A 24,741-nucleotide genomic window follows, 5' to 3' on the forward strand; every position below is an offset into this window, starting at 1 on the left:
GTCCTGGTGCGAAAAGGTTGATGTAGGGTCGTTGATCAGCGCTCGGGGCCCTGCCCCGCCGTCACGCCGCCGTCCGAGGCCGGACGCGGCCCCAGCGCCAGGGCGCTGGTTTCCTTTACCGTCGAAAGCACGATGCTGGTGGTGGTCCACTGCACGCCGGGCCACGCCTGAATGTCCGCCAGCAGCCCCTCGAGCGTTGAGGTGCTGTCCGTGCGGATCTTGAGCAGGTGCGAGCCCTGCCCCGTAATGCTGTGACACTCCATCACTTCCGGGTTGGCCAGCACGCGCTCGCGAAACTCCGCGTAGTGCGGCGACCCCGCCATCCCCACGGCGATGAAGGCCGTGACGTCGCGCCCGATGCGGCGCGGGTCCAGCACCACCGTGAACCGCCGGATGATGCCGCGCTCCTCCAGCTTGCGCAGCCGCTCTCCCACCGCGGGCGACGACAGGCCCACGTCCTGGGCCAGGTCGTGCTGCGACGTGCGGCCGTGCTCCTGAAGAAGTTCCAGCAGCCGGAGGTCGATATCGTCCAGACGTACGGGGGAGGTCACCTTATTTTCTTAAGCCCAAAGCGCGATGTGGTTCACTTTCGCAAAGAATACATGGTGAGAGCTCCTCGTGCAAGACTCGTGAACAACTTTCTGCGAAACAGCGGATGACAGGCCGCGGCGACCCTCCGGATCGCCCACGTCGCCGGACTCGGATGCCCCGGAACTGCCGGCTTCACACGGGCCAGAGCAGCCCCGATTGCCCATCGATGGCGTAAAATGGACAGAGCTTGCGCGCTTCGGCGCGTGTGTTTATCGTCCAGAGTCGATCAGGCGCCCCGTCCACCCGCAAACGCATCGGTTCCATGGCAGGAGCTTCAGGATCTGGAACGTTCGTAATGGGACCAGCCGAGAGTATCCGATGGCTCCTCTCCCACGTCGTGGTGGCGCTGTTCCCGATCTGGGCCGTTCAGCTTGTGCGGATCGGTTCCGGGCGGACAGGCCCGGTCCGGGGAGGACAGGGGCAGGGCGAACTGTTCGTCTTCTCCACCACGATCTCGGCCTCCGCGCTGGGGACGGGCCTGTTCGAGCGCGACATGCGGCTGCCTCTGGTGTCGTTCCCCTGCGCGGGTCTGATCTTCATGCTCCTGATCTCGGGCGGACTCGTGTTCCAGAGCCTGGACGCGAAACTCGACGACAGGCCGCCCGTGCGCACCAGCCTCAACGCGGGGCTGGCGATCTTCTGTGCGAGTGTTTCCTCACTGCTCGCGTACCTTGTCCACGGTTCCCGGAGCATCGGATGAGCAGCCAGACCGAAGCAGCCCCCGTTCAGGAAGCGCTGGAGATCATCGACAGCGCTGAAAAGCGAGCCAGTCTTTCCACCGCCGAGGCTCGTGCACTCCGCCGAACGATCACGGCGGCCACGCTCACGGGTGCCCCGTGGCGCGAGAAAGCAGCCATCGGGCAGCCGTTGTCGAGTCCAGGCTTTGAGCGCACGTTCGCCATCTACTCCGAAGGAATCGTCTATGGCATGGGAACGGGGCTCGTGGCAGGACTCCTGGCCGTCCTGGTGACCGGATCGCAGATGATTCTCGGCGCTGGGATGTTTGGCGGGATGGCGATCGGCGTCGGGATCGTGGCGGGGCGCGAAGCTAGGGGACGCAGCCACACTGGATAGCGTCTGCCGGGGCTGGATTGCCCCGTGGGCAACCGAACGACGACCCGCCCCCGCCGGCGGTCGGCGGGAGCGCGTCGTGCTGCGGATCAGGACGGAAGCGTGACGATCGAGTTCAGCGTCTCCGCGCCGTCGCCGCCAGGGAGGGCGTTGCTTTCGGGAGGGTGCGGAACCGGCGCGATCAGTCTCCCGCGATGGAAAGAGGGAGTTGAAGGGTTTCCGTCCCGCGCCGGACGGTGAGCGTGACGCGGGTGCCGGGAACCCGCAGCATGTCGCGGATGGAGTCCAGGTTGGCGGGGGTCCACCCATCGACGGACACGATCTCGTCCCCCGGGCGGAAGCCGGCGGCCTCGCCCGCGGAGCCCGGCTGCACGGCCGCGACGACGAAGTGGTCGAAGTCCGCCCCGCGCGCGATCACCGCGAGCCCGCTCCGTCCCTGCCGGAACGGTTCCGCCAGCGCGGACGTGGGAACGAGGAGCATGCGGTTGCGAGGGTAGTCCAGCGTCATGCGGAAGCGGCGGAACACCTCCGCGCCCATGATGCCGGCGCGGTCGTCCTGCGCCAGCGCGCCGGCGGTGTCCAGAGACATCGACGCGCCGGGCCCGGTGAGGGTGAAGCCGCCGATGCGCAGGGAGTCCAACCGCCCCGACCGGCTCTGCGACGTTCCGCCGACGCCCATCACCGCGCCGCCGCCGGTGGTGGCCCCCGCGCGGTCCAGCAGCCGGTGCCGGCGCACGAAAGGCGCGTTCAGCGACAGTTCCGAACTGGCGCCGGTGTCCAGCAGAAACGTTCCCGCGACCGGCTCGCCGCCCACGAAGAGATCCGCGACCACGATCGCGTGCTCATCCGCGATCCGCAGCGGAACGGCGCGCGCGGCGGGGTGCGGCCGGTACTCGTCAGGCCGGTACAGGCGCACGGTGTCAGCGGCGTAATCCACCTCCACCACGTACTGCGCGAACACGGAGTGGCCCAGAATGCCGTCGATGCGGTGCCCCAGCGCCGGCTCCAGCGAGGAGAGCGCGATGGATACGGCCGAGTCCACCCGCAGTTCCACGTCACCCAGCCGGATCGTGGCGCGGGGGATCCACCGCATGCTGGACTCACCGGCGGAGCCGGTGGCGGTGCCCTCGTCACCCAGCGCCAGGCCCAGCGAGTCCACCACGGCCGCGTTGATGACCGTGCGCTGGGCCCCGGTGTCCAGGATGAACCAGAGCGGGCGAGAGTCGCCGATGCGCCCCTCCACCACGATCAGGTTGGCGGGGGAGTCGAACGGCATCTGCACCACGGGCCGCTGCGCCGCGGCGGGGGCCGCCGCAAACAGCGCCAGGAGCGCCAGACGGAGGGAGCTTCGCATGAAGGTTGTTCTGCAGAGGTTCGGGCCGCCGTCAGTCGGCGTAGCGGCCGGCTTCCACCACGCTGCGGATCGCCGCCACGTCGCCGCCGTGCACGCCCACCGCCAGCATCAGCTCGATGCGGGCCTGCTGGCCGGTCATGTGGTCGCCGAAGATGGCGCCCATCTCCCGCAGTTCGTGCCCGCCGCCCGGGTATGCGTAGGTGTCCAGCACGCGGCCGCGCAGCGAGCGCGAGGTGATGACGACCGGGCGCCCCGCATCCACCCAGCGACGGATTCCTGGGACTACCGCGACGGGAACGTTGCCGCGGCCCAGCGCTTCCAGCACGATGCCGCGCGCGCCCGTGTCCAGGCTGCTTTCCACCAGCCGCGCGTCCGCCCCGGCCACGATCTTCACCAGGTCCACCGGGGTGGCGGGGGTGTCCGGCGCCAGCGTGGCCTTGCGGCGCGACTCGCGGTAGAAGAGCGCGATCCCCTTGTCCGTTACCCCCAGCGGACCCCAGTTGGGCGAGCGGAAGGTGCCCGCGGCCTCGGTGTGCGTCTTGACCACCTCGGCGCCCTGGACGATTTCCTCGTCCATCACCACCATCGTGCCCCGCCCCGCCGCCTCGCGCGACGTGGCGACCTGAAGGGCGGCCATGAGGTTGGCGGGGCCGTCCCACGACAGTTCCGACGAGTTGCGCATGGCGCCGGTGATGACGACGGGCGCGTCGGAGGGAATGGAGCGGTCCAGCAGGTACGCGGTTTCTTCGATCGTGTCCGTGCCGTGGGTGACGACCACGCCGTCGAACCCGTCTGCCAGCCCCCGCATGACCGCCGCGCGCAGCTCCCACATGCGCTCGATGGTCATGTGCGGGCCGGGGTAGCGGCCGAACTCGCGCACTTCCAGCTCGGCGATCTTTTCCGCGCCGGGGACGGCGGCCAGAATCTGGCCGCCGGTAAGCCGGGGAACGGCGCCGCCGCGCTCCGCGTCCACCTGCATGCTGATGGTGCCGCCGGTGGCCAGCAGCAGAATGCGGGGACGATTGCCGGGGTCAGCCACAGAGCACGCTCCCGCCGTTGACGTTCACGACTTCTCCGGTGATGTGCCGCGCGAGCGCCGAGCACAGGAACACGATGGGGCCCGCCACGTCCTCCGCGCTGGCGATGCGGCCCAGCGGAATGTTCTGCTCGATGCGGGTGCGCCCCTCGGCCATGGGACGCTCCACCATCTCCGTGTCGATCCACCCCGGCGCGACGCAGTTGACGGTGATGTCGCGCTCCGCCAGTTCCACCGCGACGGACTTGGTAAAGGAGATGAGCGCGCCCTTGCTGGCCGCGTAGTCCGCGTGCCACGCCTCGCCGCGCTGCCCCGCCGTCGACGAGACGATGACGATGCGCCCGCCCGCGCCCACGAACCGCGACGCCAGGCGCACGGTCTGAAAGACGGAGGTCAGATTGGCGGCCATGGTGCGGTCCCACTGCGCGTCCGGCATGGCGGCGACGCCGACTTCTTCCGGAATCCAGATCCCCGCGTTCGCCACGAACAGGTCCACGCCGCCCAGTTCCACCAGGCAGCGCTCGAAGAGCATTTCCGCGCCCCAGGGCGTAGACACGTCCGCCGCCTGGGCAAAGGAGCGCACGCCCAGCCCGCGGGCGTGCTCCACCACCTGCGCGGCGTCGGCCTCACGGCTCTGGTAGCCGATTCCCACGTCCGCGCCCGCGCGCGCCAGCAGCAGCGCCGTGGCACGGCCTACGCCTCGCGACCCGCCGGTGACCAGCGCGCGGCGGCCGCGCAGTCCCAGCATCACGCCGTCGTCCATTTGCCCCCCAGCTCCGCGGCGTGGTGCCGCTCGGTGTCCACGATTTCGGTCAGCAGCGCGCGCGTATCGTCATCCATGTGGGCCTCCAGCAGCCGCTCGTACCGGCGCACTTCCCCCTCTTCGCGGGCCTGGGCAGCGGGAGTCCAGACATCCATGGAGACGGATTCGGAGGTCAGGTCGGCGATGTCGGCCAGGTCGGCGCCCAGCTCCAGCAGCCGCGCGGTGAGGCGGGATACGTGGTGCTGTTCATCGGCGTGCAGGTCGTTGAAACGCTCGCTGAGCGCGGCGTCGCCGCGGTCTTCTGCCTGGGCCGCGAGCGAGCGATAGAACAGCGCCTGCTCCTTTTCGGCCGCGCGCGCGTCTTCCAGGGCTGGGATCAGGTCCAAGACGGTTTCGGTGGATGGGCGGAGTCGGATTGGGGCGCGGCGGACCGCGTGAAGGCGGATCATCCCCGGCCGGAATGCATCATTCTCGCGCGTCCGCCGGGTTCATGCAATCGGGGGCGGACCATGCGGCACGGCACGTCCCCCGCCTTGCGGTGCACTCCTTGCCTTTGGAGGGGCCACGGAGACGCCGGACCCGCTCGCGGGACCGATGAGCGCGGTTGAAGTCCAACCGGTCTGCCCAGCCTCTCCCGAACTGCGCAACAGGGAGCTTTCCATGATCCGCAAGACCGCTTTCGCCGTCCTTTCGCTCGCCTTCGCGGCCGTCGCGTCGTCCGCCACGCCGCAGCGGCTGGAGGCGCAGGACACCTTTACCTGCGAGTCGCGCAACAACGACCGCACGTACTGCAACGTCAACACGCGCGGCAACGTGCACCTGGTGCGGCAGCTGAGCCAGGCCGACTGCGTGGCCGGCCGCAGCTGGGGTACGGATTCGCGCGGGGTGTGGGTTTCGCGCGGATGCCGCGCCAACTTCGTGGTCAACAACAATCCCAACACGCGCGCCGAAAACCGCGTCAACGGCGGCATGCGGCGCAACGAGAACCGCGCCTACCGCGCCACCAGCAACCAGGCCGTGCGCATCTGTCGCGACGCCGCGCGCGACCGGTACCGCAACCTGCAGAACCGCGACGTCAACACCAGCTACCAGGGCACGGACCGCTCCGGTAACTACGTGGTGCGCTGGAACACGCCGCGCGCCGCCGGTACCTGCAGCGTAGACCAGAACGGCCGGCTGCTGGGCCTGCGCGTCACGCGCCGGTAAGCCCGTCCTCGCCAGAAAACACCTGCCCTCCGTCGCTCCGCGGCGGAGGGCAGGCTGCATCCCCTCCCGACTTCACCCTCGATCTGACCGGAGCGCAATCCCATGTGGAGCACGCGAATCGCCGCCCTGCTGGCCCTGGCCGTCGCGGGGCCACGGCTGTGGGCGCAGGAGTGCCCGCCGGACGGCACGCCGCCCATGCGCCCGTCCCTGGGGCGCGGGGCGGTGGAACTCGCCGGCGTGTACCGCGCGCCGTTCGAGTTCGTGTGCGGCGGGCCCCTCACGCTGCGCGTCCGGCAGTCCGGGACGGAGCTGGTTGCCACGGTGCAGGCGGAAGATGGATGTGCGCAGAACGGGCAGGTGCGCTGGCGCGGATCGGTCGCGGCGGGCGGGACGGAGTTCGCGGTGACGGTTCCGCGGCCGGGCGGGGTGATGACGGGAACGGCGACGCTGCTGGATCCGTGCACCATCGCGGTCACCGTCGCGGGACGTGCCGGGTCGGCGCGGTACACCCGGACGGATGGATCCTGCGCGGCCGACGCGGGCCGGCGCCCGCTGGTGGTGTTCGTGGGCGGGGCGCTGGATGATTGGAACCGCAACCTGCTCAAGGTCTTCTGCGCGTACGACGCGCGGTGGGAGCGCACGCGCAAGCTGTACGTGATGCACACGGAAGACGCCACGGAGGTGCGGCGGCGCGTGCTGCGCGAGGCGGCGGGCGCGCCCGTGGCCCTCATCGGGCACAGCTACGGCGGCAACTACGCGTACGAACTGGCGAACGCGATGCGCGGGGATGGAGGCGTGGCGCTGCTGGTGACGCTGGACCCGGTCTCCGGGCCGGCCGGGCCGCGGATTCCGCTTGAGCAAGGCACGGCGGGGCGGTGGATCAACGTGTGGGCGGGCTCGGGAATCGGGTTGTCGAGCTGCGGGCTGGCGGGCGCGCTGGGCGGCGCGTGGGGTTCGCAGCCGCGCGCCGACGCCGACCGCCGCTTTCCGCCCGACCCGTCGGACGACAATCCCTCCATGGATCACTGCAAGACCGAGCAGATGATGCGGCTCAAACCCATCCAGGACGCGCTCGCGGAGCTGGCCTCGGGACAGGATCGACCACCACCGCTGAGTCCTTCTACTCCATCCAGCGTTGTATCACCCAATCGGTGAACAGTTTGGGGAGGCCCGTCCACGCGGTGGCGGATTACAATGCATGGGTTCCAGCCGTCCATTGTTATCATACGATCAATGTTAGCGAGTGACCAACGGCAACGCGGGGAACCGATGGGCAAGGGATTACACGGGGAAGCGATGCGGTTCGCGGTGTGCATCCGGAACGATGATTATCCGGTGTCGCTGGACATTGGAAATGTGTACGCGATTATCCCGGATCAGGAGGGGGAAGCGCACGGAATGGTGCGGATCGTGGATGAAACAGCGGATGATTATCTCTATCCAACGGCCTACTTTCGCCTCGTGGATAGCAGGAGTGACGTAGTGGAGGCAGACGCGCCCCGTCCTTGCCGTTGAAGCCCCGAACGGCGCGCGAATAGCGCCGTGTCGGGGGTTCCCGCTGTTTTGAGCGGGGGATTCATTCGCTCAACACGATCCGCCGCTGCTGGAAACCTAGTGGTGACGAAAAGGGCCGCCCGGCGACGATGCCGGGCGGCCCTTTTCGCTCCGCGGAACGGCTGGGATCAGGAGCAGCCTTCCACGTACTCCACCTGCGGGCGCTGCCCTGCGCGCATGCGCGTCACCTTGCCGCCGTCGGTCTCAAAGACGAGCGCGCGCGTGGTGTCGGCATTCGCGGGGCGCACCGTAAGGTACTTGCCCGTCTGCACGTACTTGTGCGGCCCCTCGGTCACCCGTCCGGCGTACAACTGCTGGATGCGCGATTCCGGATCGCCCACGCGCGCGCCCTCGGCCGTGGCGAGCGCGGCGGAGTCGATGTCCACCCGCACCAGCCGGCCGCCTTCCATCATCACCTTGAGCCCGGCGGGGAGCGCGGCAGACTTCGGATAGTCGCACGCCGTGGGATCGGGCGGGCCCGCCAGCCCGGTGGTCAGATCGCCGCCCAGCGCCGCGCGGGCCTCGTCCTTGGTCATGCCGATGCGCAGCGGGCCGGCGCCGTCCATCCGCAGAGACCATCCCGTATCCGCCACCGCGGGCGTGGCAGGCGCTGCCGGAACCGCCACGGCGGCACCGCCCTGCTCCGCCCCCGTGGACGGCGCCTCGGGCGCCTCGCGATCCGCGTCCCCGGAACCACACGCCGCCAGCGCGGCAACCATCAGCAGTGATGACAAGCTCCGCATCCACCCCTCCGTTATCCCCCACGTGAAAAAAAGGCCCGCGCCGAATCATCGGCGCGAGCCCCTTGTACCCGGAAGCGTCCGCTGGGTTACCGGACGCCGGTTGCGCCCAGCGCGCCCGCGGCCCCGAACCGCTCCGCCAGCGCGGCCAGACCCTCCGCATCCGCCTCAGCCTGGGCGTGAAAGGCGTGGGTCAGCAGCGCGTCCGCAGCCATCAGCGGGAGCGCCTCCTCCCGCCGCAGGCCATCCAGCGTGCCGAGCAGCGCGACCGCGGCCCCGGCCATCGCCTCCGGAACCGGGAGCGAAGCATCCGCCGGGAGCGCCTCGATCATGGCCGCGAGCAGCGCGGGGGGACTATCTCCCAGCCGTTCGCGCACCCACGCCTCCGCCGGCGTCACGCCGCGGAGCCGGCCAGCAGCGGGCGGACGATGTCGATCACCCGCTCCATCGCCTCGTCCATCCGCTCGCGGTCCCCCGCCCCGGCCTGCGCCATGTGCGGCTTGCCCCCGCCGCGCCCGCCGGTGACGGCTGCCACCTCGCGGACCAGCGCGTCGGCGCGCACGCCGCGCTGGATGAGGTCGTCCGTGACCACGGCGACGAACATGGGCTTGTCGCCCCGGTCCGCCAGCACGGCCACGCCGCTCCCCAGCCGCTCGCGCAGCTTGTCGCCCAGCGCCTTCATCTCGTCCACCCCGCCCTCGAACAGGGCCGAGGCGCGGATCAGGCGGATGCCGTCCACGGTTTCCGCCGCGTTCAGCATCTCGCCCAGGACGTCGGCGCCGCCGGAGGCGCGGGCCTTTTCCAGCTGCTTCTGCAGGTCGCGCCCCTGCTCCAGCACCTGCTGAATGCGCGGGATCAGGTTCTCTTCGCGCGTCTTGAGCAGCCCGGCCGCGTCGCGCAGGACGCGTTCATCCCGCCGCACGCGCTCGAACGCCTCGCGACCCGTAACGGCTTCCACGCGCCGCACGCCCGCCGCCACGCCGCTTTCCGACACGATGCGGAACAGGCCGATCTGCCCCGTCGTGCGCACGTGCGTGCCGCCGCACAGTTCCATGGACACGCCCGGGATCTCCACCACGCGCACCACGTCGCCGTACTTTTCGCTGAACAGCGCCATGGCGCCGCGGGCTGTAGCCTCGGGATACGACATCTGGTTGATGCAGACGTCGTCGTTGGCCCACACCGCCTCGTTCACCAGCCGCTCCACCTCGGCCACCTGGTCCGCGGTCATCGGCCCGCTGTGCGTGAAGTCGAAGCGCAGGCGGTCCGGCGTGACCAGCGAGCCCTGCTGGTGAACGTGCTCGCCCAGCACGCGGCGCAGGGCGGCGTGCAGCAGGTGCGTGGCGGTGTGGTTGCGCTCCGTGTCGCGGCGCGGCGGCACGTCGATTCCCGCCTGAACGCGGCCGGGCGCGAAGTCGCCTTCCACCGGGCCGATGACCGCCACCCGTCCCGCCACCTTGCGCACCTCTTCCACCGCGAGCGTCCACCCGGCACCGCGCACGTGGCCTCGGTCGCTGGTCTGCCCGCCGCTTTCGGCGTAGAACGGGTTTTCGCGCAGCTGCAGCGCGATCCGCCCGTCATCCATCCGGCGGAAGGCGAGCACGTCCGTCTCGGAGGAGGTGGCGCGGTAGGCGGCAAAGTCCTGCTCCGCGCCGGCCGCGCCCTCCACCTCTTCCCATCCCATCGAAAACGAGTCGTCCATCCCCACGCCGCTGGCCGCGCGGTCCTCGCGGCTGCGGCGGCGCTGCGCATCCAGCTCCGTCTCAAAGCCGGCCAGGTCCACCTCGTAGCCGCGCTCCCGCGCCATCAGCTCCGTCAGGTCGACGGGGAAGCCGAAGGTGTCGTACAGCTTGAAGACGTCCGCGCCAGACAGCTTCGCAGGACGGTTCATCGGGACGGTCCGACTCCCTTCATGCTTGATGATGTGAAGACCGAACGGAGTTTCGACAACTTCGCTGATCTCACCGGGCTTCAGACGAGCAGCCGCATGCTCGAATTCCGGCACCATGCGTCCACCACCGAAATACCCGAGCTTGCCACCATACTCCTTGGCGTGGGCGTCGGTGCTGTACTCCCGGACCAGAGCCTCGAAGTCCTCACCTGCAATGGCGCGCTGCCGGATGTGCTCCGCCTTCGTCCAAAGCTGCTCTTCCTCGTGAGGTGTAGCCTCAGCCGGGATGCTCAGCAGAATGTGACTTACGTTCACCTGCCTTCCAGGGGCCAGCTGGTCGAACAGGCGGATGCCGGCGTCGATGGTGGCCAGGAAGCGCTCTTCCTCCGCGCGCGTGTTGCTGACGATGTACTCGCGGCGCGCCTGGAGCTCCGGATACACGGCGCCCATCCGCTCGATGACGGCCTCCACGACCTCCACCAGCGTGGGCGTGCGGCGGCCCAGCAGCCAGGCGTGGCGCACGGCCCGGCGCAGGATGCGGCGCAGCACGTAGCCGCGCCCCTCGTTGGACGGAAACACGCCGTCCGCCAGCAGGAACGCGGTGGCGCGTGCGTGGTCCGCCAGCACGCGGTAGCTCACGCCCTGCTCGGTGTCGTACTCGTACGGCACGCCCACGACGCCCACCGCGCGGGCGATGATGTCGGCGAACAGGTCCGTCTTGTAGTTGGCGTCCACGCCCTGAAGGACGGAGGCCAGGCGCTCCAGCCCCATCCCCGTGTCCACGCACGGCGCGGGAAGCGGGTGCAGTTCGCCGTCCGCGTCGCGGTCGAACTGCATGAAGACCAGGTTCCAGATTTCCAGGAACTCGCCGGCCTCGCCGATCTCCTCGAACTCCTCGCGCGTCACCTCCGTCCCGCGGCGGCCTTCGGGGCGCAGGTCGAAGTGGATTTCCGAGCAGGGGCCGCAGGGGCCGGTGTCGGCCATCTGCCAGAAGTTGTCCTTGTCGCCCAGGCCGAAGATGCGCTCCGGCTTCACCCCCGCGACCTCGATCCACAGCTGCCGGGCCTCGTCGTCCGTGTGATGGACGGTGACCCACAGGCGGTTCCTGTCGATGCCGTAGACGTCCGTCAGCAGCTCCCACGCGAAGCGGATGGCGTCACGCTTGAAGTAGTCGCCGAAGCTGAAGTTGCCCAGCATCTCAAAGAACGTGTGGTGCCGGGCCGTGTAGCCCACGTTCTCCAGGTCGTTGTGCTTGCCGCCCGCGCGCACGCACTTCTGGCTGGTGGAGGCGCGGGTGTACGGCGCGGACTCCATCCCCAGAAACACCTTCTTGAACGGCACCATCCCGGCGTTGGTGAACAGCAGGGTGGGGTCGTCCACCGGCACCAGGGACGCGGAGGGGCGCACCGTGTGCCCCTGGCGGGCGAAATAATCCAGAAACTGGGAGCGGATCTCGTCGGCGCGCATGGAACCGTCTGCGAAAAAGGCGTGCGGAACAGGAACCCACAACATAACGCGGAACGGCGTGTCCTCTCAAGCGGCGGCGCGCGTTTCTCCCCTGATCCATTCACGGGAGTGATGGAGCGCATCGTTTTTTGTCCCGATGACAAGCGCGCGCCCGCCGCCGTAGGTTGCCGGGAGCCGTGATCGTCGGGCGGCCCCACACCGCGAGGAGCGATGGAATCTGAGACCCCCGCCGGCGACGGCTTCGAGCGCGAACTGACCACCGACCTGGACGACCGCACCCCCGACCCGCCGCGCGGGATGGCGATGCACAACCGCATTCTGCTGGGCCTGGTGCTGGGCGCGGCGTGCGGGCTGGCCGCCAACGCCGCGCTGGGGGCGGACGATCCGCGGCTCGCGTGGACGGTGCAGAACCTGGCTTCGCCCGTCGGCGCCCTCTTTCTACGCCTGCTGTTGATGGTGGTGATCCCCCTCGTCTTTGCCGCGCTCGTCGTGGGCGTGGCGGGAATCGGCGACGTGCGCAAGCTGGGGCGCGTGGGGCTCAAGTCGTTCGGCTACACGCTCGTGGTGTCCGCCATCTCCGTAGTCGTGGGCCTCACGCTGGCCAACACCATCCGCCCGGGCGACCGCATGTCGGCAGCGACGGCCACGGCGCTGGAGGCCCGCTATGGCACGCAGGCGGAGGACCGCGTCAAGGCGGCCATCGGCGGGGAAGCGGAGAAGCGGCCGGTGCTCACGCAGGTGATCGAGACGGTGATCCCCAGCAATCCGTTCGCGGCGGCATCGTCCGAGACGCCCAACCTGCTGCACCTGATGTTCTTCGCCCTCGCGCTGGGGGTGGCGGCCACGCTCGTCGGCCCGAAGGTGGCGGCGCCGTTCGTCAACGCGATGGAGTCGCTGTTCGCCATCTCGGCCAAGCTGATCGAGATCATCATGAAGCTGGCGCCATTCGCGGTGTTTGCGCTCCTGTTCGCCAGCACGGCGGGGTTCGGGCTCGATCTGCTGGGGACGCTGGCGTGGTTCGTCCTCACGGTGCTGCTGGGGCTGGGGATTCAGATGTTCGGCGTGTACTCGCTTTCCGTCGCGCTGCTGTCGCGCATTTCGCCCATCGAGTTCTTTCGGCGCATTCAGTCGGTGATGCTCACGGCGTTCAGCACCTCGTCATCCAACGCCACGCTCCCCACGGCGCTGCGGGTGACGGAGCAGAACCTGGGCGTGCCCAAGGAGATCAACTCGTTCGTGCTCACCGTGGGCGCGACCGCGAATCAGAACGGGACGGCGCTGTACGAGGGCGTCACAGTCCTCTTTCTGGCGCAGATCGCGGGTGTGGACCTGTCCATCGCGCAGCAGATCACTGTCGCCTACCTGGCCATCCTTGGCGGGATCGGGACGGCCGGCGTGCCGTCGGGCTCCATCCCGTTCATCATCGTGGTGCTGGCGACCATCGGCGTGAACCCGGCGCTCATCGGCATCATCCTGGGCGTGGACCGCATTCTGGACATGTGCCGGACCACGCTGAACGTGGCGGGAGACATTACGGCGGCGACGTACGTGGCGCGTTCGGAGGGATACAAGCTGCTGGGGCGGCCGGGAGAGCGGATCGCGGCGTAGCCTTCCGTGCGGGAACTGCCGTTTCACACGGAGGCCACGGAGGATGCACGGAGGGCACGGAGGAAAAGAAGGGCCTCACGCAGAGCAGCAGAGGAGCAGAGTCGGGGATCGGCGCGGCGGCGGGCCTGGGCTCGCGGCCGCGCACGTTCATCCCGGCGGTGATGGGTGGCGCGGGGCTTACATGTACAGGGCCCGGCTCACGCGCAGGCCGTGTTCCGCGTCCGGGTTCGTGACGCCGTCCCCGACCCGCTCCATGATGACGGCCACCGCTAGGTCGCGGCGCTTGGGCAGCCGCGCCGCCTCCGCCGCGGCACGTGCGGCGGGCATCTCGTCGCGGGTGAGGTCGGTGCAGTAGCAGGGCGCGCCCGGCTGCTGCCGCCACGAGTCCGCGAGCGTTCCCGCGTCGAATGCGTCGAATCCGGTGTCCTCGACGAGGGCCATGCCCACCGCGCGATCCGTTTCGCGATCCGCCGCGACGGGAAGTGCGATGCGGTCCGGAGTTCCCGCGGGCGCCGCCTTCTTGGCGAACGAGTCGGAGCCGATCGAGTTCCACGCCTTGACCACGGGCCGGCCCAGCGTCTCGCCCACCCACACGCTCTCCACCTGACCCGCTTCGATGGCGTCGATCCGGCCGTCGCGCATCGGGTAGTAGTTGGAGGTGTCGATCACCACAGTTTCCGCCGGCAGCCCGGCGAGCAGCGGCGCGACCTCCGGAATGCGGTTCAGGGGGATGGACAGGATGACGACGTCCACGTCCGCCACGGCCTCCCCCGCGAGAACCGCCCGTGCGCCCGAAGCCAGCACTTCGGCCTCGATCGTTTCCGGGCCGCGCGAGTTGGCGACCTTTACGTCGTGCCCGGCCGCGCTCAACCGCCGTACGAGCGTCTTGCCGATATGGCCGGAGCCAAGGATGCCGATCTTCATCGATTCCATCCAACAGTTGGTGTACATCAACCGGGTGACCGGACGCGCCCGCGTTCCGGTACCGGGCCCCGCGACTTTCGCGGAATTGAAACGGAGACCATCTCCGCTTGCGCAGGGAACTATACGGAGATAGTCTCCGGATTGTCAACCGGGGAGACGGAGAGGAATGGGCGAAGCAGCAGACAGCACCCGCCGGCCGCGCACGGACGCGCAGCGCAATCGCACGCACATTCTGGATGTCGCGGAGCGGTACTTTTCCGAGCACGGCATTTCCGGTTCGATGGACGCGATCGCCAAGCGGGCCGGCGTTGGGGCGGGCACGCTCTACCGCCACTTTCCCAACCGCGACGCGCTCCTCGCCGCCCTCCTCCAGGCGCGCGACGAGGAGTTGGACGCGCGCCGCAACGCCATTCAACGCGACGAGTCCACCGCCACCGAGGCCCTGGCCCGCTGGCTGGACGCGCTGGGCGAGTGGGTGACCGCCTTTGACGGCCTTCCCGAGCCGCTGCGCGCGGCGCTGTCGGAGGAGGGCTCGCCGCTCGCGCTCACCTGTCAGGGCTTCATCACCACCACCGAACACTTTCTGGGCGCCGCCCAGCGTGAGGGCGGCGCCCAGCCGTGGGTGCGGGGACGCGACCTGTTTCTGAGCGCCCTCGCCGCCGGATGGGTGAGCGGCGCCGCGATGGCGGACGGCTCCTCGGCGCAGGCGCTGCGCGCGATGATGCGATCGGGGTGGGCGGTCCCCGGGTGTGAGGAAACGCCGTAAGTTCGGCTGCGTGATGACGGAGATGCGTCGCGGTGGCGGGCTTCGGCCCGCGGCCGCGACTTTTCCTCGGGACGATGTCGGATGATGGATTCGGGATGGCGGAGATCCGCCCCGGCGGTTGAAACCGCGCCTTGAAAGACACGATGTCCGCCTGCGCGGACCGCTCCGCTGCGCGGCGGGCTTCGGCTCGCGGCCGCGTCTTTTCCGTCCGCCGGGATGAGTGGATTACGGGCGTCTCGCGCGGCGCGGATGGTTAATCTATGTTCCCCGTCCTGCCCCGCACTTGTGATGAAAGGGTGCGGCAACACCCCGCGCCCGCCTTCCGCTCCGCCGTTCTCTCTGCGCCTCTGCGCCTCTGCGGCTCTGCGTGAGGCTCTTTTCGTTTTCCGCCCGCACCGAACCATGCTCAAGAAGATCGGATACGTCCTCCTCGGCATCGTCCTGCTGCTGCTGCTGGCCGCGGCGGGCGGACGCTGGTGGATCGGGCGCTCGCAGGCGGACCCCGGCCGCGACGCCGCGCTCGCCGGGCTGTCCGCGCCGGTGGAGGTGTGGCGCGACTCGCTGTTCGTGCCGCACGTCTGGGCGAAGTCGGACGCGGACCTGTTCCGCGCCATGGGCTACGTGCACGCGCAGGACCGGCTGTTTCAGATGGAGATGTTCCGCCGCGTGGCGGACGGCCGTCTGGCGGAAATCCTGGGCGAGCCGCTGCTGAAGACCGACCGCTTTCTCCGCACCGTGGGGATGGGCCGCGCCGCCGCGGAAAACGAACGCCGTCTGAAGCCGGAGGAGCGACGGCTGCTGCAGGCGTACGCGGACGGCGTGAACGCGTGGATCCGTGATCATCCCGGCCCGCTGCCGCCGGAGTTCGTCACCCTGCGCTTTACGCCCGAGCCGTGGACCGTGCGCAACAGCCTGTCGCTGGGCAAGATCATGGCGTGGGACCTGGCGGACTGGGAGGGCGGGCTCACGGTACAGCGCGCGCTGGACAACGTGGGCGAGGCGCTGGGCCGCGACCTGCTCCCCGTCTACCCGGACTCCGGCCTCACCATTCTGGGCGATGACGCGCAGTGGCGCGGCAAGGCATCCGGCCCCGCCGCCGCTCCCGCCGCGCCGCGACCCACTGCCTCGCGCGTGCGGGGAGACGTGCCGCTGCCGGAGGCGCCCGCGCTCGCGCTGCGGGCGCTGGACGCCGTCTCCACCACGCGCGCCAGTAACGGCTGGGTCATCGGCGGATCGCGTACGAAGTCCGGCAAGCCCATCGTCGCCAACGACATGCATCTGGGGCTGCGCGCGCCGTCGCTCTGGTACCTGGCCGCGCTGCACGGCGGCGGTTTCAATATCACGGGGATGATGCTCCCCGGCGTTCCCATCGTCGTCGTGGGCCACAGCGACCGCGTGGCGTGGGGATACACCAACGCGATGGTGGACGACGTCGACTTCTACGTGGAGCAGGTGGATGCCGCGCAGCCCGGCCGGTATCGCACGCCGGGCGGATGGGAGAACTTCGTCGCTCGGCCGGAAACCATCCAGGTGAAGGGCTCGCAGCCCGTCATCCACACGGTTCGCGTCACCCGCCATGGCCCCGTGCTGTCTGACGTGGAGCCGCGCGCAGGCAACCGTGTGATGTCCATGCGGTGGACCGCGTACGAGCCGTCGACGGAAGTCACCGCGCTGATGGCGATGAACCAGGCCCGTTCCGCGGACGAGTTCGTGGGCGCGCTGCGAGGTTTCAACAATCCGCACCAGAACGTCGTCTTTGCCGATGCGGACGGGCGGTTCGGGTACTGGATGGGCGGCCGCGTTCCCGTCCGCCGCAGCGGCGACGGGCTGCTGCCGTACGAGGGGTGGACCGACGCGGGCGACTGGGTGCGCTTTCTGGACTTCGATGAACATCCGCACGTCATCAATCCCGCCGAGGGCTTCGTGGTGACGGCCAACAACCGGCAGGTGGGCGACGCATATCCGTTCCACATCAGCAACGGATGGGCGGAGCCGTACCGGGCCGTGCGCATCCGGCAGATGGTGGAGTCCGGCCGCGCATTGACGGCGGCGGACGTGGCGCGCGAGCAGATGGATGTGATGGACGTGTTCGCGCTGCGCCACCTGCCGCGCGCGGTCCGCGCCGCCGAGGCCGCCGGGCTGGGCGACGCCGCGCGCCTGCTGCGCGGGTGGGACGGCCGCGCGGAGATCGATTCGCGCCCCGCGGCCATCTTCTACGCCTGGTTCGAGGAGTTCCGGGCGCGGGTCGGCAACGACGAATTCCGCGGCAAGCCGGTCTTTTTTCCGCGGACCACCTTCGCGCGCGTGCTGGACGCGGGTGGCGGAAGGTGGGTGGATGACGTGACGACGGATTCCGTCGAGACGCTGGACGGCCTTGCCGCCGCGGCCATGCGCACCGCCGTGCAGACCGTCGGCGCGCGGGCGTGGGGCGACATCCACACGACTTCGATCGACCATCCGCTGGGCGTGGTGGGCGCGCTGGACAAGGCGCTGGGGCTCAACATCGGCCCGTTCCCCAACCGCGGATCGTCGTATACCGTCAACGTGGCGGGGTACGGGGGACGCACGCCGCCGTTCAGCAACGCGTACGGCGCCAGCCAGCGGCACGTGGTGGACATGGCGGATGTGGATGGATCGGGCGGATTCGTGATCCCCACGGGGCAGAGCGGAAATCCCCTCTCCCGCCACTACCGCGACCAGACGCCGATGTGGCGCGAGGGCCGCCTGTGGCTGATTCCGCTGGATCGCGCCAAGGCCGAGCGCCGGGTGGTGGCGCGGATGACGCTGAGGCCGGAGTAGAGAACAGGAGTGCCCAGTTCCGAGTGCCCGGTGCCCGGTTCCGAGTGCCGGGCCTGGATTGCGAGTCGAGGGTGGCGGAGAGTCCGCCGTCCAGAGCGAATGAATTCGCCGCTGGAAAAGCACGAAGTCCGCCTTCGCGGACTGCGCCGGACAGTCGGGTGCGCATCCCCTATTATGGACGCGCGGACGAACGGCCAAACCGTTCCCGCACCACAACATGCAGTCCTGAGTCGGCGCGATTGCAATCCTGCGCCGCGCCGAATCCCGACGTAGACGAAGGATCTACTTTCCGCCGAGCCAACTCCGCGGCGCACGCCGAATTTCCGCCCCAGTGCAGTTGAAGCCCCGATCGTGGACGCGTCAGCGGCCACGAGTCGGGGCTACCACTTTCAGAGCGGCGGATTCCTTCGCTCAACGGAGTCGGGGCAGAAGCGATCCTGTGTGTTCGGGACCGAATCCGCCGCCGCCAACAACCCTCCCCCAGTCTTTTTTGGGGGAGGGTGGGCCGGTGGTGCCGGCCCGGGTGGGGGCCGCCCTGGAGCTCGCGGCACCTACCAGACCCCCCCCAATGCAGTTGAAGCCCCGAACGGCGCGCGAATCGCGCCGTGTCGGGGCTTCCCGCCCTTGGAGCGGCGGATTCATCCGCTCAGGAAACTCGCAGCGCGCGCCACCCTGCCTCGCCCGAACGCACCCTTCGCGCAACGAACCCGGGGCCGGTCGCCCCTACCCCGCTCGCGTCTCCGGCCACCAGTCGAACACCGCTACCTCCGGCGGGCAGCCGAACCTCACCGGCGCCATCGACGTGCCGATCCCGCGCGACACGTACATGGGCACCTGGCCCGCATCCCGGTACCAGCCCTCCACATAGCGCCCGCTCCCCGGCGGCGTCACCGGCGCCCATCCACCCAGCTTCACCTGCCCGCCGTGCGTGTGTCCGGAGAGCATGGCCGTAATCCGCCGCCAGTCGAAGCCCAGCGGCGCCGGCAGCGATCCCAGGGTCGAGGTTCCGGCCGTCGCCGGAAGCTGGTCGCGCTGCTCGGGACAGTGCCCCAGCAGCAGGTGCGCATCCCCGTCCGGAGCGCCGTCCAGCGCGCGCGCCACGTCCGGCGAGCCGCCCGCCAGGTCGTCCAGCCCGGTGATCACCAGCCGCGCCCCGCGCACCTCGTGCGTCACCGTCGCGTTCACCAGCAGCCGCGTCTCATTCCGCAGGTACAGCGCTTCCAGCGCGCCCAGGTCCACGCCGCTCCAGTGCTCCCAGTTTCCCAGGATCGCGTATCCGGGAACGCGCGGCAGCAGCGCCAGAAGCTCCGCCAGCGTGTCCAGCCGGTCCGCCCGGTCCACCGCGTCCCCGGTGAACAGCAGCAGATCCGGACGCAGCCGCCCTACGCGATCCGCCATCCGCCGGTGCATCGCGCCCACGGAGTGCAGGTGCAGATCGCTGATCTGGATCAGCCGCACGGGACGCGCGGCGGAGGCCGGGCGCGGGGTGAGGTCGTGGTGGGAGAAGCCGAGCCGGCGCGGCCCCCAGCCCAGTCCCTCGCCCGCGAGGCCCGCCGTCCCCACCGTGGCGGCGGCCAGAAAGCGGCGGCGCGTCAGATGTCCCAACGCAGAACCGGCCGGTGGATGCGCTCCACCGGCCGGCTGTTCATCGTTCATCGCCACGCGGTCAGGCGCGGGCGGGAACCGCGGCGGCCCGGCGCTGCAGCGCGGCGGCAAAGGCCAGCGCCGTGCCGATCAGCCCGATGCTGATGAGCTGCGCCACCGAAATCCCGCCAAAGAAGCGGTCATCCTTGGCGCGAAAAATCTCCACGATGAACCGTTCCACGCCCGCCATGGCCAGCCACGCAAAGAACAGCAGCCCCGGCCGGTCCGCCAGCCGCGGCCGCAGCGCGAGCACGATGGCCAGCACGATCAGCGTGATCCCCGTCTCGTACAGCTGCGTCGGATGCACCGCCAGCACCTGCGTGTCGGGAATGCTGGCCGGGATGTTTTCGCCGAATGCCCGCAGGTTGCCCGCGGTGGACGGCGGCGCGCCGTGCGGAAACGCCACGGCCCAGGGCACGCTGGTGGGCGAGCCATAGTCGTCGCCCACCAGAAAGCAGCCCACGCGGCCGATGGCGTAGCCCAGCGCCAGGCCGGGCGCCACGGCGTCGGCGTACGGCCAGACGGGGATCTTGAGCTGGCGGATGCGGAACAGCACGGCCAGCGCTCCGCCGATGAATCCGCCGTACCACACCAGCCCGGAACGCGACAGGATCATCCCCGACGGATCGGCGATCGTGTCGGGCAGGTTGAGGATCAGGTAGTAGATCTTGGCGCCCAGAATGCCGCCGATGGCGGCGAAGCCCGACAGATCCCACGCGTGCTCGGGATCGTACCCCGCCCGCTTGAGCGCCCGAGCCACGATCCACGCGCCGCCCAGGAACGACAGGGCGATCATCACGCCGAAGCTGGTGACCTGAAAGCCGCCGATCGTAAAAAGAATGGGGTACATCGCGCGCGCGGGCCGGGGGAAGCGGGAACCGGCGTGCGCGGGGAGCGCCGCCGGCATGGCAGTCGGGAAGATCTGCGAGGAATAAACTTACGCCGGAGCGGGGCTCTGGTGAAGTAGGGGAGTACGAAAGCACGAAAGTCGGGAAGATACCCGGCGCCGGGCGGCGGACAATGTGTTCCCGGCTCGGCCGCCTCCGGAACCGGTCCATCGTGCCGGCGATTTCCCGCCATTGCCGCGGCGGCTTCCGTTGGGTTCGACGGTAGCGGCGGATTGTCCTGCGCCGTCGCTGCCCTGCGGTTGATCAGCCCCGGCGCGTCCAGATCACCACCGTGCCGCACTGCACCCACCGCGTGACGAACTCCGCGGGCGTGTCGCTTTCTCCGCGATAGATTTCCACGCCTTCCACCTCGTTGGGATACACGTAGTCGTCCACGCTGGGCTGGGGGCCGCCGCGCGCGCCCAGCACCCGCGCCGAGTGGTCCATCTGCATGCCATCCACAAAGATGACCACGCTGCACCGCCCGCCGCTGGCCCCCGTGGTGAGCCCCGGGCCCGACGACCCCACGCGCTGCGGACCCGTGCGCAGGCTGGGAATCGTCCGCAGCAGGTCGGTGATGCGCACCGGGTTGCGCGACTCGATCTCCTCGCGGGTGATGAACCGCCCCTGACCTCTCTGCAGCCGCCGGTAGAAGCCCTCCAGAATGGGGCTCACCTTGCGCTCCACGTGGCTCACCACCGTCACCGGCGCCAGCACGACGCTGGCGTTGCTCATCCGCATCTCCAGATCGACCGCGGAATCGCCTACCAGGGCGATCATCCCCTCGACCTCGCGGTAGCCGATGCGCGACGCCCGCACCCGGTACGGACCCGCCGCGACGTCATCGAACATAAACGCGCCCGTGCTGTCCGTGCGCGCGCTGGTCTGCCAGCGGCCGCGGTTGGCGGAAAGGGTGATCCTCGCCTCCGGAATGGGCGCGGAGGACTGGGCATCCAGCAGAATGCCCTGGACAAGCGTCTGTGCGTGGGACGGCGCCGCGGCCAGGAGCAGCGCGGCGGTCAGGCAGAGAAGGGGGCGCATGGCGGCCTCCCGAAGCCGGGGACTACGACGGCGCGCGGCCGGACGGCCGCGTCGCCAAAGGACAGGAACGCGCACCCGGTCCGGCGAGGAGCACCCCGGACCGGCGATGGATCAATCCCACATGTCCCAGGCGCGCTCCAGGTCCTGCTTGCTGTACACGCGAAAGGCGGTAAGCGTGTTGGTGCGCTCGATTCCCGACACCTGAGCGATTTCTTCGGTGACGATCTGGGCGATGCGTTCATACTCTTTCACCCGCACGATGGCGATCAGGTCGTACTCGCCCGACACCGAGTACACCTCCGCCACCCCGTCGATGCCGGCAATGCGGCGGGCCAGCGCCGGGACGTCCCCCGGCACGGCGCGGATCAGCACGACGGCGGCAATCATGTTCATCGGTTCGTCTCGATCAGCAAAAAGGAATCGGTTCCCGTCCCCATCGCGCGTCCCACACTCCCGGTCAGCGTCCGCTGGATGACGCGCCCGCGGTCCACGGCCGCGCACCCGCTCAGATCGCGGATGACCGCTCCGCCACGCCGTTGCCGCCATCCACAGGACGGCCGTCCGCGGGCGGTCGGGGGCGCGGATCACGCGGAAGCAGCCACAGGCCGGCCGCCAGCAGAACGCATCCCACCAGCACGGCCACCCACGAGATGCCGTGCTCCGTGATCGCGAACCGCTGCACGGCGGGCTGCCACAGCAGCAGCACCACGAAGCCGTTGTTCAGGCAGTGCATCAGCATGCTGGCGAAGAGGGAGCGCGTGCGCCAGACCACGAAGCCCATCAGCAGCCCGATCCACATCGTAGGCAGAAAGCGCAGCGCCGTCTCGAACGACAGATGGAACGCGCCAAAGATGGCCGCCGAGACGATCACCGCGTGCAGCGGCCTCATCTCGCGCCGCAGCGACTGCAGCAGCACCCCGCGGAAGACCAGTTCCTCGCAGACGGCCGGCGTCACCGCGGCCAGCAGAAACAGCCACAGCGCGCGGCTGGACGACGTGGCCGTCAGCAGCTGCTGCAGGTAGCCCAGGCTTTCCGTTCCCCCCTCGAACATCTGCATCTGCAGCCAGACGATCACCCACCCCACCGGAATCCCGCCGAGCGCGATCAGCGCCGCGGCCAGCAGCGCGCGCGGTCTGGGCGGGTGGATGGCGAGCGTGCGCCGCGCGTCGTACGGTCCCATCGCGGCGAACGCGACCGCGGGCAGCGCCAGCAGCAGCCACTGGGAGGCCAGCAGCCCCTTTTCCCCCAGCGACGCCTGCAGCCGCGTGCCGAGGTGGAAGTAGAGAAGGGCGATTCCGGCGATGAACGTCAGCGCCGCGGCGGGGAGCGGCACGTCGCGCCGGCCCGCGCGCCACGAGGCCACGCGCTCGCGCCACCCGCCCGTGACCCGCTTTTCCTCCCCCGATCCGCCGCCGAACAGCACCTCTTCGCGCCCGAACGCGCGCGCCGCGAACGCCAGCGCCGCCGCCGCGTACACCGCGCTCGAGACGAGGGCCAGGATGGAGGGCAGCAGCGTCGCGCGTCCCGCCATCAGCTCGCGCAGGAACATGCCCACGCCCATCACCGGCACCATTGCCAGCGCGGGAGTAAAGTCGATCCCCGGCAGCGTGACCACCAGCATGGGTAGCGTGGCCGCGAGTTGCGCGGGCGTCAGCGCGTTCTGCGCCTCCTTGAACGACTGCGCGCGGACCGCGATCCCCAGGAAGAGCGCGGAAAACAGGACCGCGAGCGGGATCAGCGCCAGCAGCACCAGGGCCGCCGTGTCCAGCGGCAGGGTAAAGCTCAGGTTGGCGGCCTTGGCAAAGCGGAACACGCCGGACTGAAAGGTCAGCAGCATGCTCGCGAGATTGGCGACCGCGGCCAGGATGCCGATCAGCGCCACCGCCGCGAACTTGCCCGCCACGATCTCCCGCGCGGGCACGGCGGCGGTCAGCAGCGTTTCCAGCGTGCCGCGCTCCTTTTCCCCCGCGGCCAGGTCGATGGCGGGATAGAAGGTGCCCAGCAGCGTCATCAGCACCAGGATGACGGGGAGGAAGCGGCCCAGCGCGTATCCGCCCGTTTCCTCCGCCGTGGCCACGGACGAGTCCGCCACCGCCAGCGGCCGCGCGAACCCCGGCGGCAGCCCCGCCTGGCGCAATCGCCCGGCGAGCAGCGTATCGCCCCACTCTTCCAGACGGTCGTACGTCACGCGCTGCGCCCGCTGCGACTTGTCTTGGGACGCGTCGAACAGGATGCGCGCCTCGCGCGACGCCGTCCCGCCCGTCGCGGGCGCGAGAATGACGGCCGCCTCCACCTCGCCCGCGCGCACGGCGGCGACGGAGGCGTGGTCGCCGGTGAGGACGCGGATGGCGGAGTCCGCGTCCAGAAAGCGGACCAGCGCCGGCTCCGCGCCCGCCACCGCCACGCGCGCCGGCTCCGCGCCCAGCCGTCGCTGTCCCAGAAGCGTCAGCTGCTCCGCCAGCACCAGCATGCACGGATACAGCAGCGTGGGGATGACGAGCATCATGAACAGGGTGCGGCGGTCGCGCAGCGTTTCGCGCAGTTCCTTCGCCAGCACCGTGCGCACCGTCTTCCAGCGCATCACGCCGCCTCCCGCGCGATGCGGAGAAAGGCGCGGGCCAGGCTTTCCTCGCCGCTGCGCTCCAGCACCTCGTGGATCGTCCCTTCCTCCGCCAGCCGGCCGCCGGCCAGAATGCCCACGCGGTCGGCCAGCAGTTCCACTTCGCTCATGTGGTGCGTGCTGAAGAGGACGGCGCGTCCGCGGCTGCGCGCGTCGGCGATGAAGTCGTAGATGGCCTCGCCGCTCAGCACGTCCAGCCCCAGCGTGGGCTCGTCCAGCACCAGCGCGGGTGGATCGTGAACGGTGGCGCGGGCGATGTTCACCCGCTGCCGCTGCCCGGTGGAGAGGCGTCCGCACAGCCGGTCGGCGAACGGGCCGATGCCGAAGCGCGCAACCACGTCCTCCACCCGCTCGTTCACGCGCTCCTCCTCCACCCCCTGGAGACGGGCGAAGTAGGCCAGCAGTTCACGCGAAGTCAGGCGCGCGTACAAGCCCATGGAGGCGGCCAGGAATCCGAGGCGGCGACGCACCTCCAGCGGTTCCAGGCGCACGTCGTAGCCGGCGATGCGGGCGGTGCCGCTCGTGGGCTTCAGGAGCGTGGCCAGGCAGCGCAGGGCGGTGGTCTTTCCCGCCCCGTTGGCGCCGAGCAGCGCGTACACCTCGCCGGGGCGCACGGCGAGCGAAAGCCCGCGCACGGCCGCAAAGTCGCCGTAGGCCTTGCTGAGGGCGTCGAACTCGATCACGGAACCGGGGCTGGATGGGGAGATGACGGGCGGATCGCGCCCGCGGCAGGCAAGATACGCGCGCAACGCCCGCCGTGCGAGACAGTCGCTTATCCT

General features: G+C 69.9%; 22 protein-coding genes and 2 pseudogenes. 7 read left to right on the top strand and 17 right to left on the bottom strand.

Annotation, left to right across the window (positions count from 1 at the left end):
• Positions 1 to 35 precede the first annotated feature (35 nt).
• Positions 36 to 551: an Lrp/AsnC ligand binding domain-containing protein gene (locus HNQ61_RS07815; RefSeq protein WP_170039611.1), complete on the bottom strand. Its 516-nt coding sequence runs from the start codon at positions 549 to 551 to the stop codon at positions 36 to 38.
• Between the two features lie 380 nt (positions 552 to 931).
• Between HNQ61_RS07815 and HNQ61_RS07820 the strand changes: the two genes are divergently transcribed.
• Positions 932 to 1,291 carry a hypothetical protein gene (locus HNQ61_RS07820; protein WP_170039614.1) on the top strand — a complete coding sequence of 120 codons (360 nt, stop codon included), beginning with the start codon at positions 932 to 934 and terminating at the stop codon, positions 1,289 to 1,291.
• Positions 1,288 to 1,665 carry a hypothetical protein gene (locus tag HNQ61_RS07825; protein WP_170039617.1) on the top strand — a complete coding sequence of 126 codons (378 nt, stop codon included), beginning with the start codon at positions 1,288 to 1,290 and terminating at the stop codon, positions 1,663 to 1,665. Before HNQ61_RS07820 ends, HNQ61_RS07825 begins: the two co-directional genes overlap by 4 nt.
• A 178-nt stretch (positions 1,666 to 1,843) precedes the next feature.
• On the opposite strand, the gene HNQ61_RS07830 is transcribed toward HNQ61_RS07825, so the two are convergent.
• Genes HNQ61_RS07830 through HNQ61_RS07845 form a run of 4 tightly spaced genes read right to left on the bottom strand, consistent with a single transcriptional unit; the run spans position 1,844 to position 5,201 of the window.
• A complete protein-coding gene (locus HNQ61_RS07830) occupies positions 1,844 to 3,016 on the bottom strand; it encodes an aspartyl protease family protein (RefSeq protein ID WP_170039620.1) in 1,173 nt (390 codons plus the stop codon).
• A 31-nt stretch (positions 3,017 to 3,047) separates the two neighbouring features.
• Positions 3,048 to 4,055: an asparaginase domain-containing protein gene (locus HNQ61_RS07835; protein WP_170039623.1), complete on the bottom strand. Its 1,008-nt coding sequence runs from the start codon at positions 4,053 to 4,055 to the stop codon at positions 3,048 to 3,050.
• On the bottom strand, positions 4,048 to 4,815 hold the full coding sequence (locus HNQ61_RS07840) for an SDR family NAD(P)-dependent oxidoreductase (RefSeq protein ID WP_170039626.1): 768 nt from the start codon (positions 4,813 to 4,815) through the stop codon (positions 4,048 to 4,050). The genes HNQ61_RS07835 and HNQ61_RS07840 overlap by 8 nt, the downstream gene beginning before the upstream one ends.
• On the bottom strand, positions 4,800 to 5,201 hold the full coding sequence (locus HNQ61_RS07845) for a ferritin family protein (RefSeq protein ID WP_170039630.1): 402 nt from the start codon (positions 5,199 to 5,201) through the stop codon (positions 4,800 to 4,802). The genes HNQ61_RS07840 and HNQ61_RS07845 overlap by 16 nt, the downstream gene beginning before the upstream one ends.
• A gap of 274 nt (positions 5,202 to 5,475) precedes the next feature.
• Here HNQ61_RS07845 and HNQ61_RS07850 point away from each other — a divergent pair, with 274 nt between their 5' ends.
• Both HNQ61_RS07850 and HNQ61_RS07855 read left to right on the top strand, forming a co-directional pair.
• Positions 5,476 to 6,021, top strand: coding sequence for a DUF3011 domain-containing protein (locus HNQ61_RS07850; protein ID WP_205762162.1), 546 nt, complete (start codon positions 5,476 to 5,478; stop codon positions 6,019 to 6,021).
• A 102-nt stretch (positions 6,022 to 6,123) separates the two neighbouring features.
• Positions 6,124 to 7,176: an alpha/beta hydrolase family protein gene (locus HNQ61_RS07855; protein ID WP_170039636.1), complete on the top strand. Its 1,053-nt coding sequence runs from the start codon at positions 6,124 to 6,126 to the stop codon at positions 7,174 to 7,176.
• A 527-nt stretch (positions 7,177 to 7,703) separates the two neighbouring features.
• Here HNQ61_RS07855 and HNQ61_RS07860 read toward each other — a convergent pair.
• The 5 genes and pseudogenes from HNQ61_RS07860 to alaS form a co-directional block, all read right to left on the bottom strand.
• Positions 7,704 to 8,309, bottom strand: a complete 606-nt coding sequence (locus HNQ61_RS07860) for a hypothetical protein (protein ID WP_205762164.1) — start codon at positions 8,307 to 8,309, stop codon at positions 7,704 to 7,706.
• 95 nt (positions 8,310 to 8,404) lie between these two features.
• Positions 8,405 to 8,692, bottom strand: coding sequence for a hypothetical protein (locus HNQ61_RS07865; protein WP_170039642.1), 288 nt, complete (start codon positions 8,690 to 8,692; stop codon positions 8,405 to 8,407).
• A gap of 17 nt (positions 8,693 to 8,709) precedes the next feature.
• On the bottom strand, positions 8,710 to 9,546 hold the full coding sequence (locus HNQ61_RS29805; RefSeq protein ID WP_420816142.1) for a DHHA1 domain-containing protein: 837 nt from the start codon (positions 9,544 to 9,546) through the stop codon (positions 8,710 to 8,712).
• 177 nt (positions 9,547 to 9,723) lie between these two features.
• Positions 9,724 to 10,521, bottom strand: a pseudogene (locus HNQ61_RS29810) (peptidylprolyl isomerase); the annotation flags it as partial.
• A 24-nt stretch (positions 10,522 to 10,545) separates the two neighbouring features.
• Positions 10,546 to 11,673: pseudogene (alaS, locus tag HNQ61_RS29815) on the bottom strand (alanine--tRNA ligase); the annotation flags it as partial.
• Between the two features lie 210 nt (positions 11,674 to 11,883).
• Here alaS and HNQ61_RS07875 point away from each other — a divergent pair.
• A complete protein-coding gene (locus HNQ61_RS07875) occupies positions 11,884 to 13,281 on the top strand; it encodes a dicarboxylate/amino acid:cation symporter (RefSeq protein WP_205762165.1) in 1,398 nt (465 codons plus the stop codon).
• Between the two features lie 177 nt (positions 13,282 to 13,458).
• Here the strand turns inward: HNQ61_RS07875 and HNQ61_RS07880 are convergent, their stop codons facing one another.
• Entirely contained in the window at positions 13,459 to 14,205 is a 747-nt protein-coding gene (locus HNQ61_RS07880) for an NADPH-dependent F420 reductase (protein ID WP_170039648.1), read from the bottom strand.
• A 166-nt stretch (positions 14,206 to 14,371) separates the two neighbouring features.
• On the opposite strand from HNQ61_RS07880, the gene HNQ61_RS07885 reads away from it, so the two are divergent.
• Together HNQ61_RS07885 and HNQ61_RS07890 are read left to right on the top strand one after the other, a co-directional pair.
• A complete protein-coding gene (locus HNQ61_RS07885; protein WP_170039650.1) occupies positions 14,372 to 14,971 on the top strand; it encodes a TetR/AcrR family transcriptional regulator in 600 nt (199 codons plus the stop codon).
• Between the two features lie 402 nt (positions 14,972 to 15,373).
• A complete protein-coding gene (locus HNQ61_RS07890; RefSeq protein ID WP_170039652.1) occupies positions 15,374 to 17,770 on the top strand; it encodes a penicillin acylase family protein in 2,397 nt (798 codons plus the stop codon).
• A 723-nt stretch (positions 17,771 to 18,493) separates the two neighbouring features.
• Here the strand turns inward: HNQ61_RS07890 and HNQ61_RS07895 are convergent.
• The 6 genes from HNQ61_RS07895 to HNQ61_RS07920 all read right to left on the bottom strand — a co-directional run bounded on the left by HNQ61_RS07895 (position 18,494) and on the right by HNQ61_RS07920 (position 24,645).
• Entirely contained in the window at positions 18,494 to 19,375 is an 882-nt protein-coding gene (locus HNQ61_RS07895) for a metallophosphoesterase (protein ID WP_170039654.1), read from the bottom strand.
• Positions 19,376 to 19,436: 61 nt separating this feature from the next.
• On the bottom strand, positions 19,437 to 20,264 hold the full coding sequence (gene lgt, locus HNQ61_RS07900; protein WP_170039656.1) for a prolipoprotein diacylglyceryl transferase: 828 nt from the start codon (positions 20,262 to 20,264) through the stop codon (positions 19,437 to 19,439).
• Between the two features lie 301 nt (positions 20,265 to 20,565).
• Positions 20,566 to 21,342, bottom strand: a complete 777-nt coding sequence (locus HNQ61_RS07905; protein ID WP_170039658.1) for a carboxypeptidase-like regulatory domain-containing protein — start codon at positions 21,340 to 21,342, stop codon at positions 20,566 to 20,568.
• A gap of 111 nt (positions 21,343 to 21,453) precedes the next feature.
• Complete coding sequence (locus tag HNQ61_RS07910) at positions 21,454 to 21,735, bottom strand: Lrp/AsnC family transcriptional regulator (RefSeq protein WP_205762168.1); 282 nt, start codon at positions 21,733 to 21,735, stop codon at positions 21,454 to 21,456.
• Between the two features lie 112 nt (positions 21,736 to 21,847).
• Complete coding sequence (locus tag HNQ61_RS07915; protein ID WP_221239670.1) at positions 21,848 to 23,923, bottom strand: ABC transporter permease subunit/CPBP intramembrane protease; 2,076 nt, start codon at positions 23,921 to 23,923, stop codon at positions 21,848 to 21,850.
• Positions 23,923 to 24,645, bottom strand: a complete 723-nt coding sequence (locus HNQ61_RS07920; RefSeq protein WP_205762170.1) for an ATP-binding cassette domain-containing protein — start codon at positions 24,643 to 24,645, stop codon at positions 23,923 to 23,925. The genes HNQ61_RS07915 and HNQ61_RS07920 overlap by 1 nt, the downstream gene beginning before the upstream one ends.
• Positions 24,646 to 24,741: the final 96 nt, after the last annotated feature.

The sequence above is a fragment of the Longimicrobium terrae genome (assembly GCF_014202995.1).
Classification (GTDB): domain Bacteria; phylum Gemmatimonadota; class Gemmatimonadetes; order Longimicrobiales; family Longimicrobiaceae; genus Longimicrobium; species Longimicrobium terrae.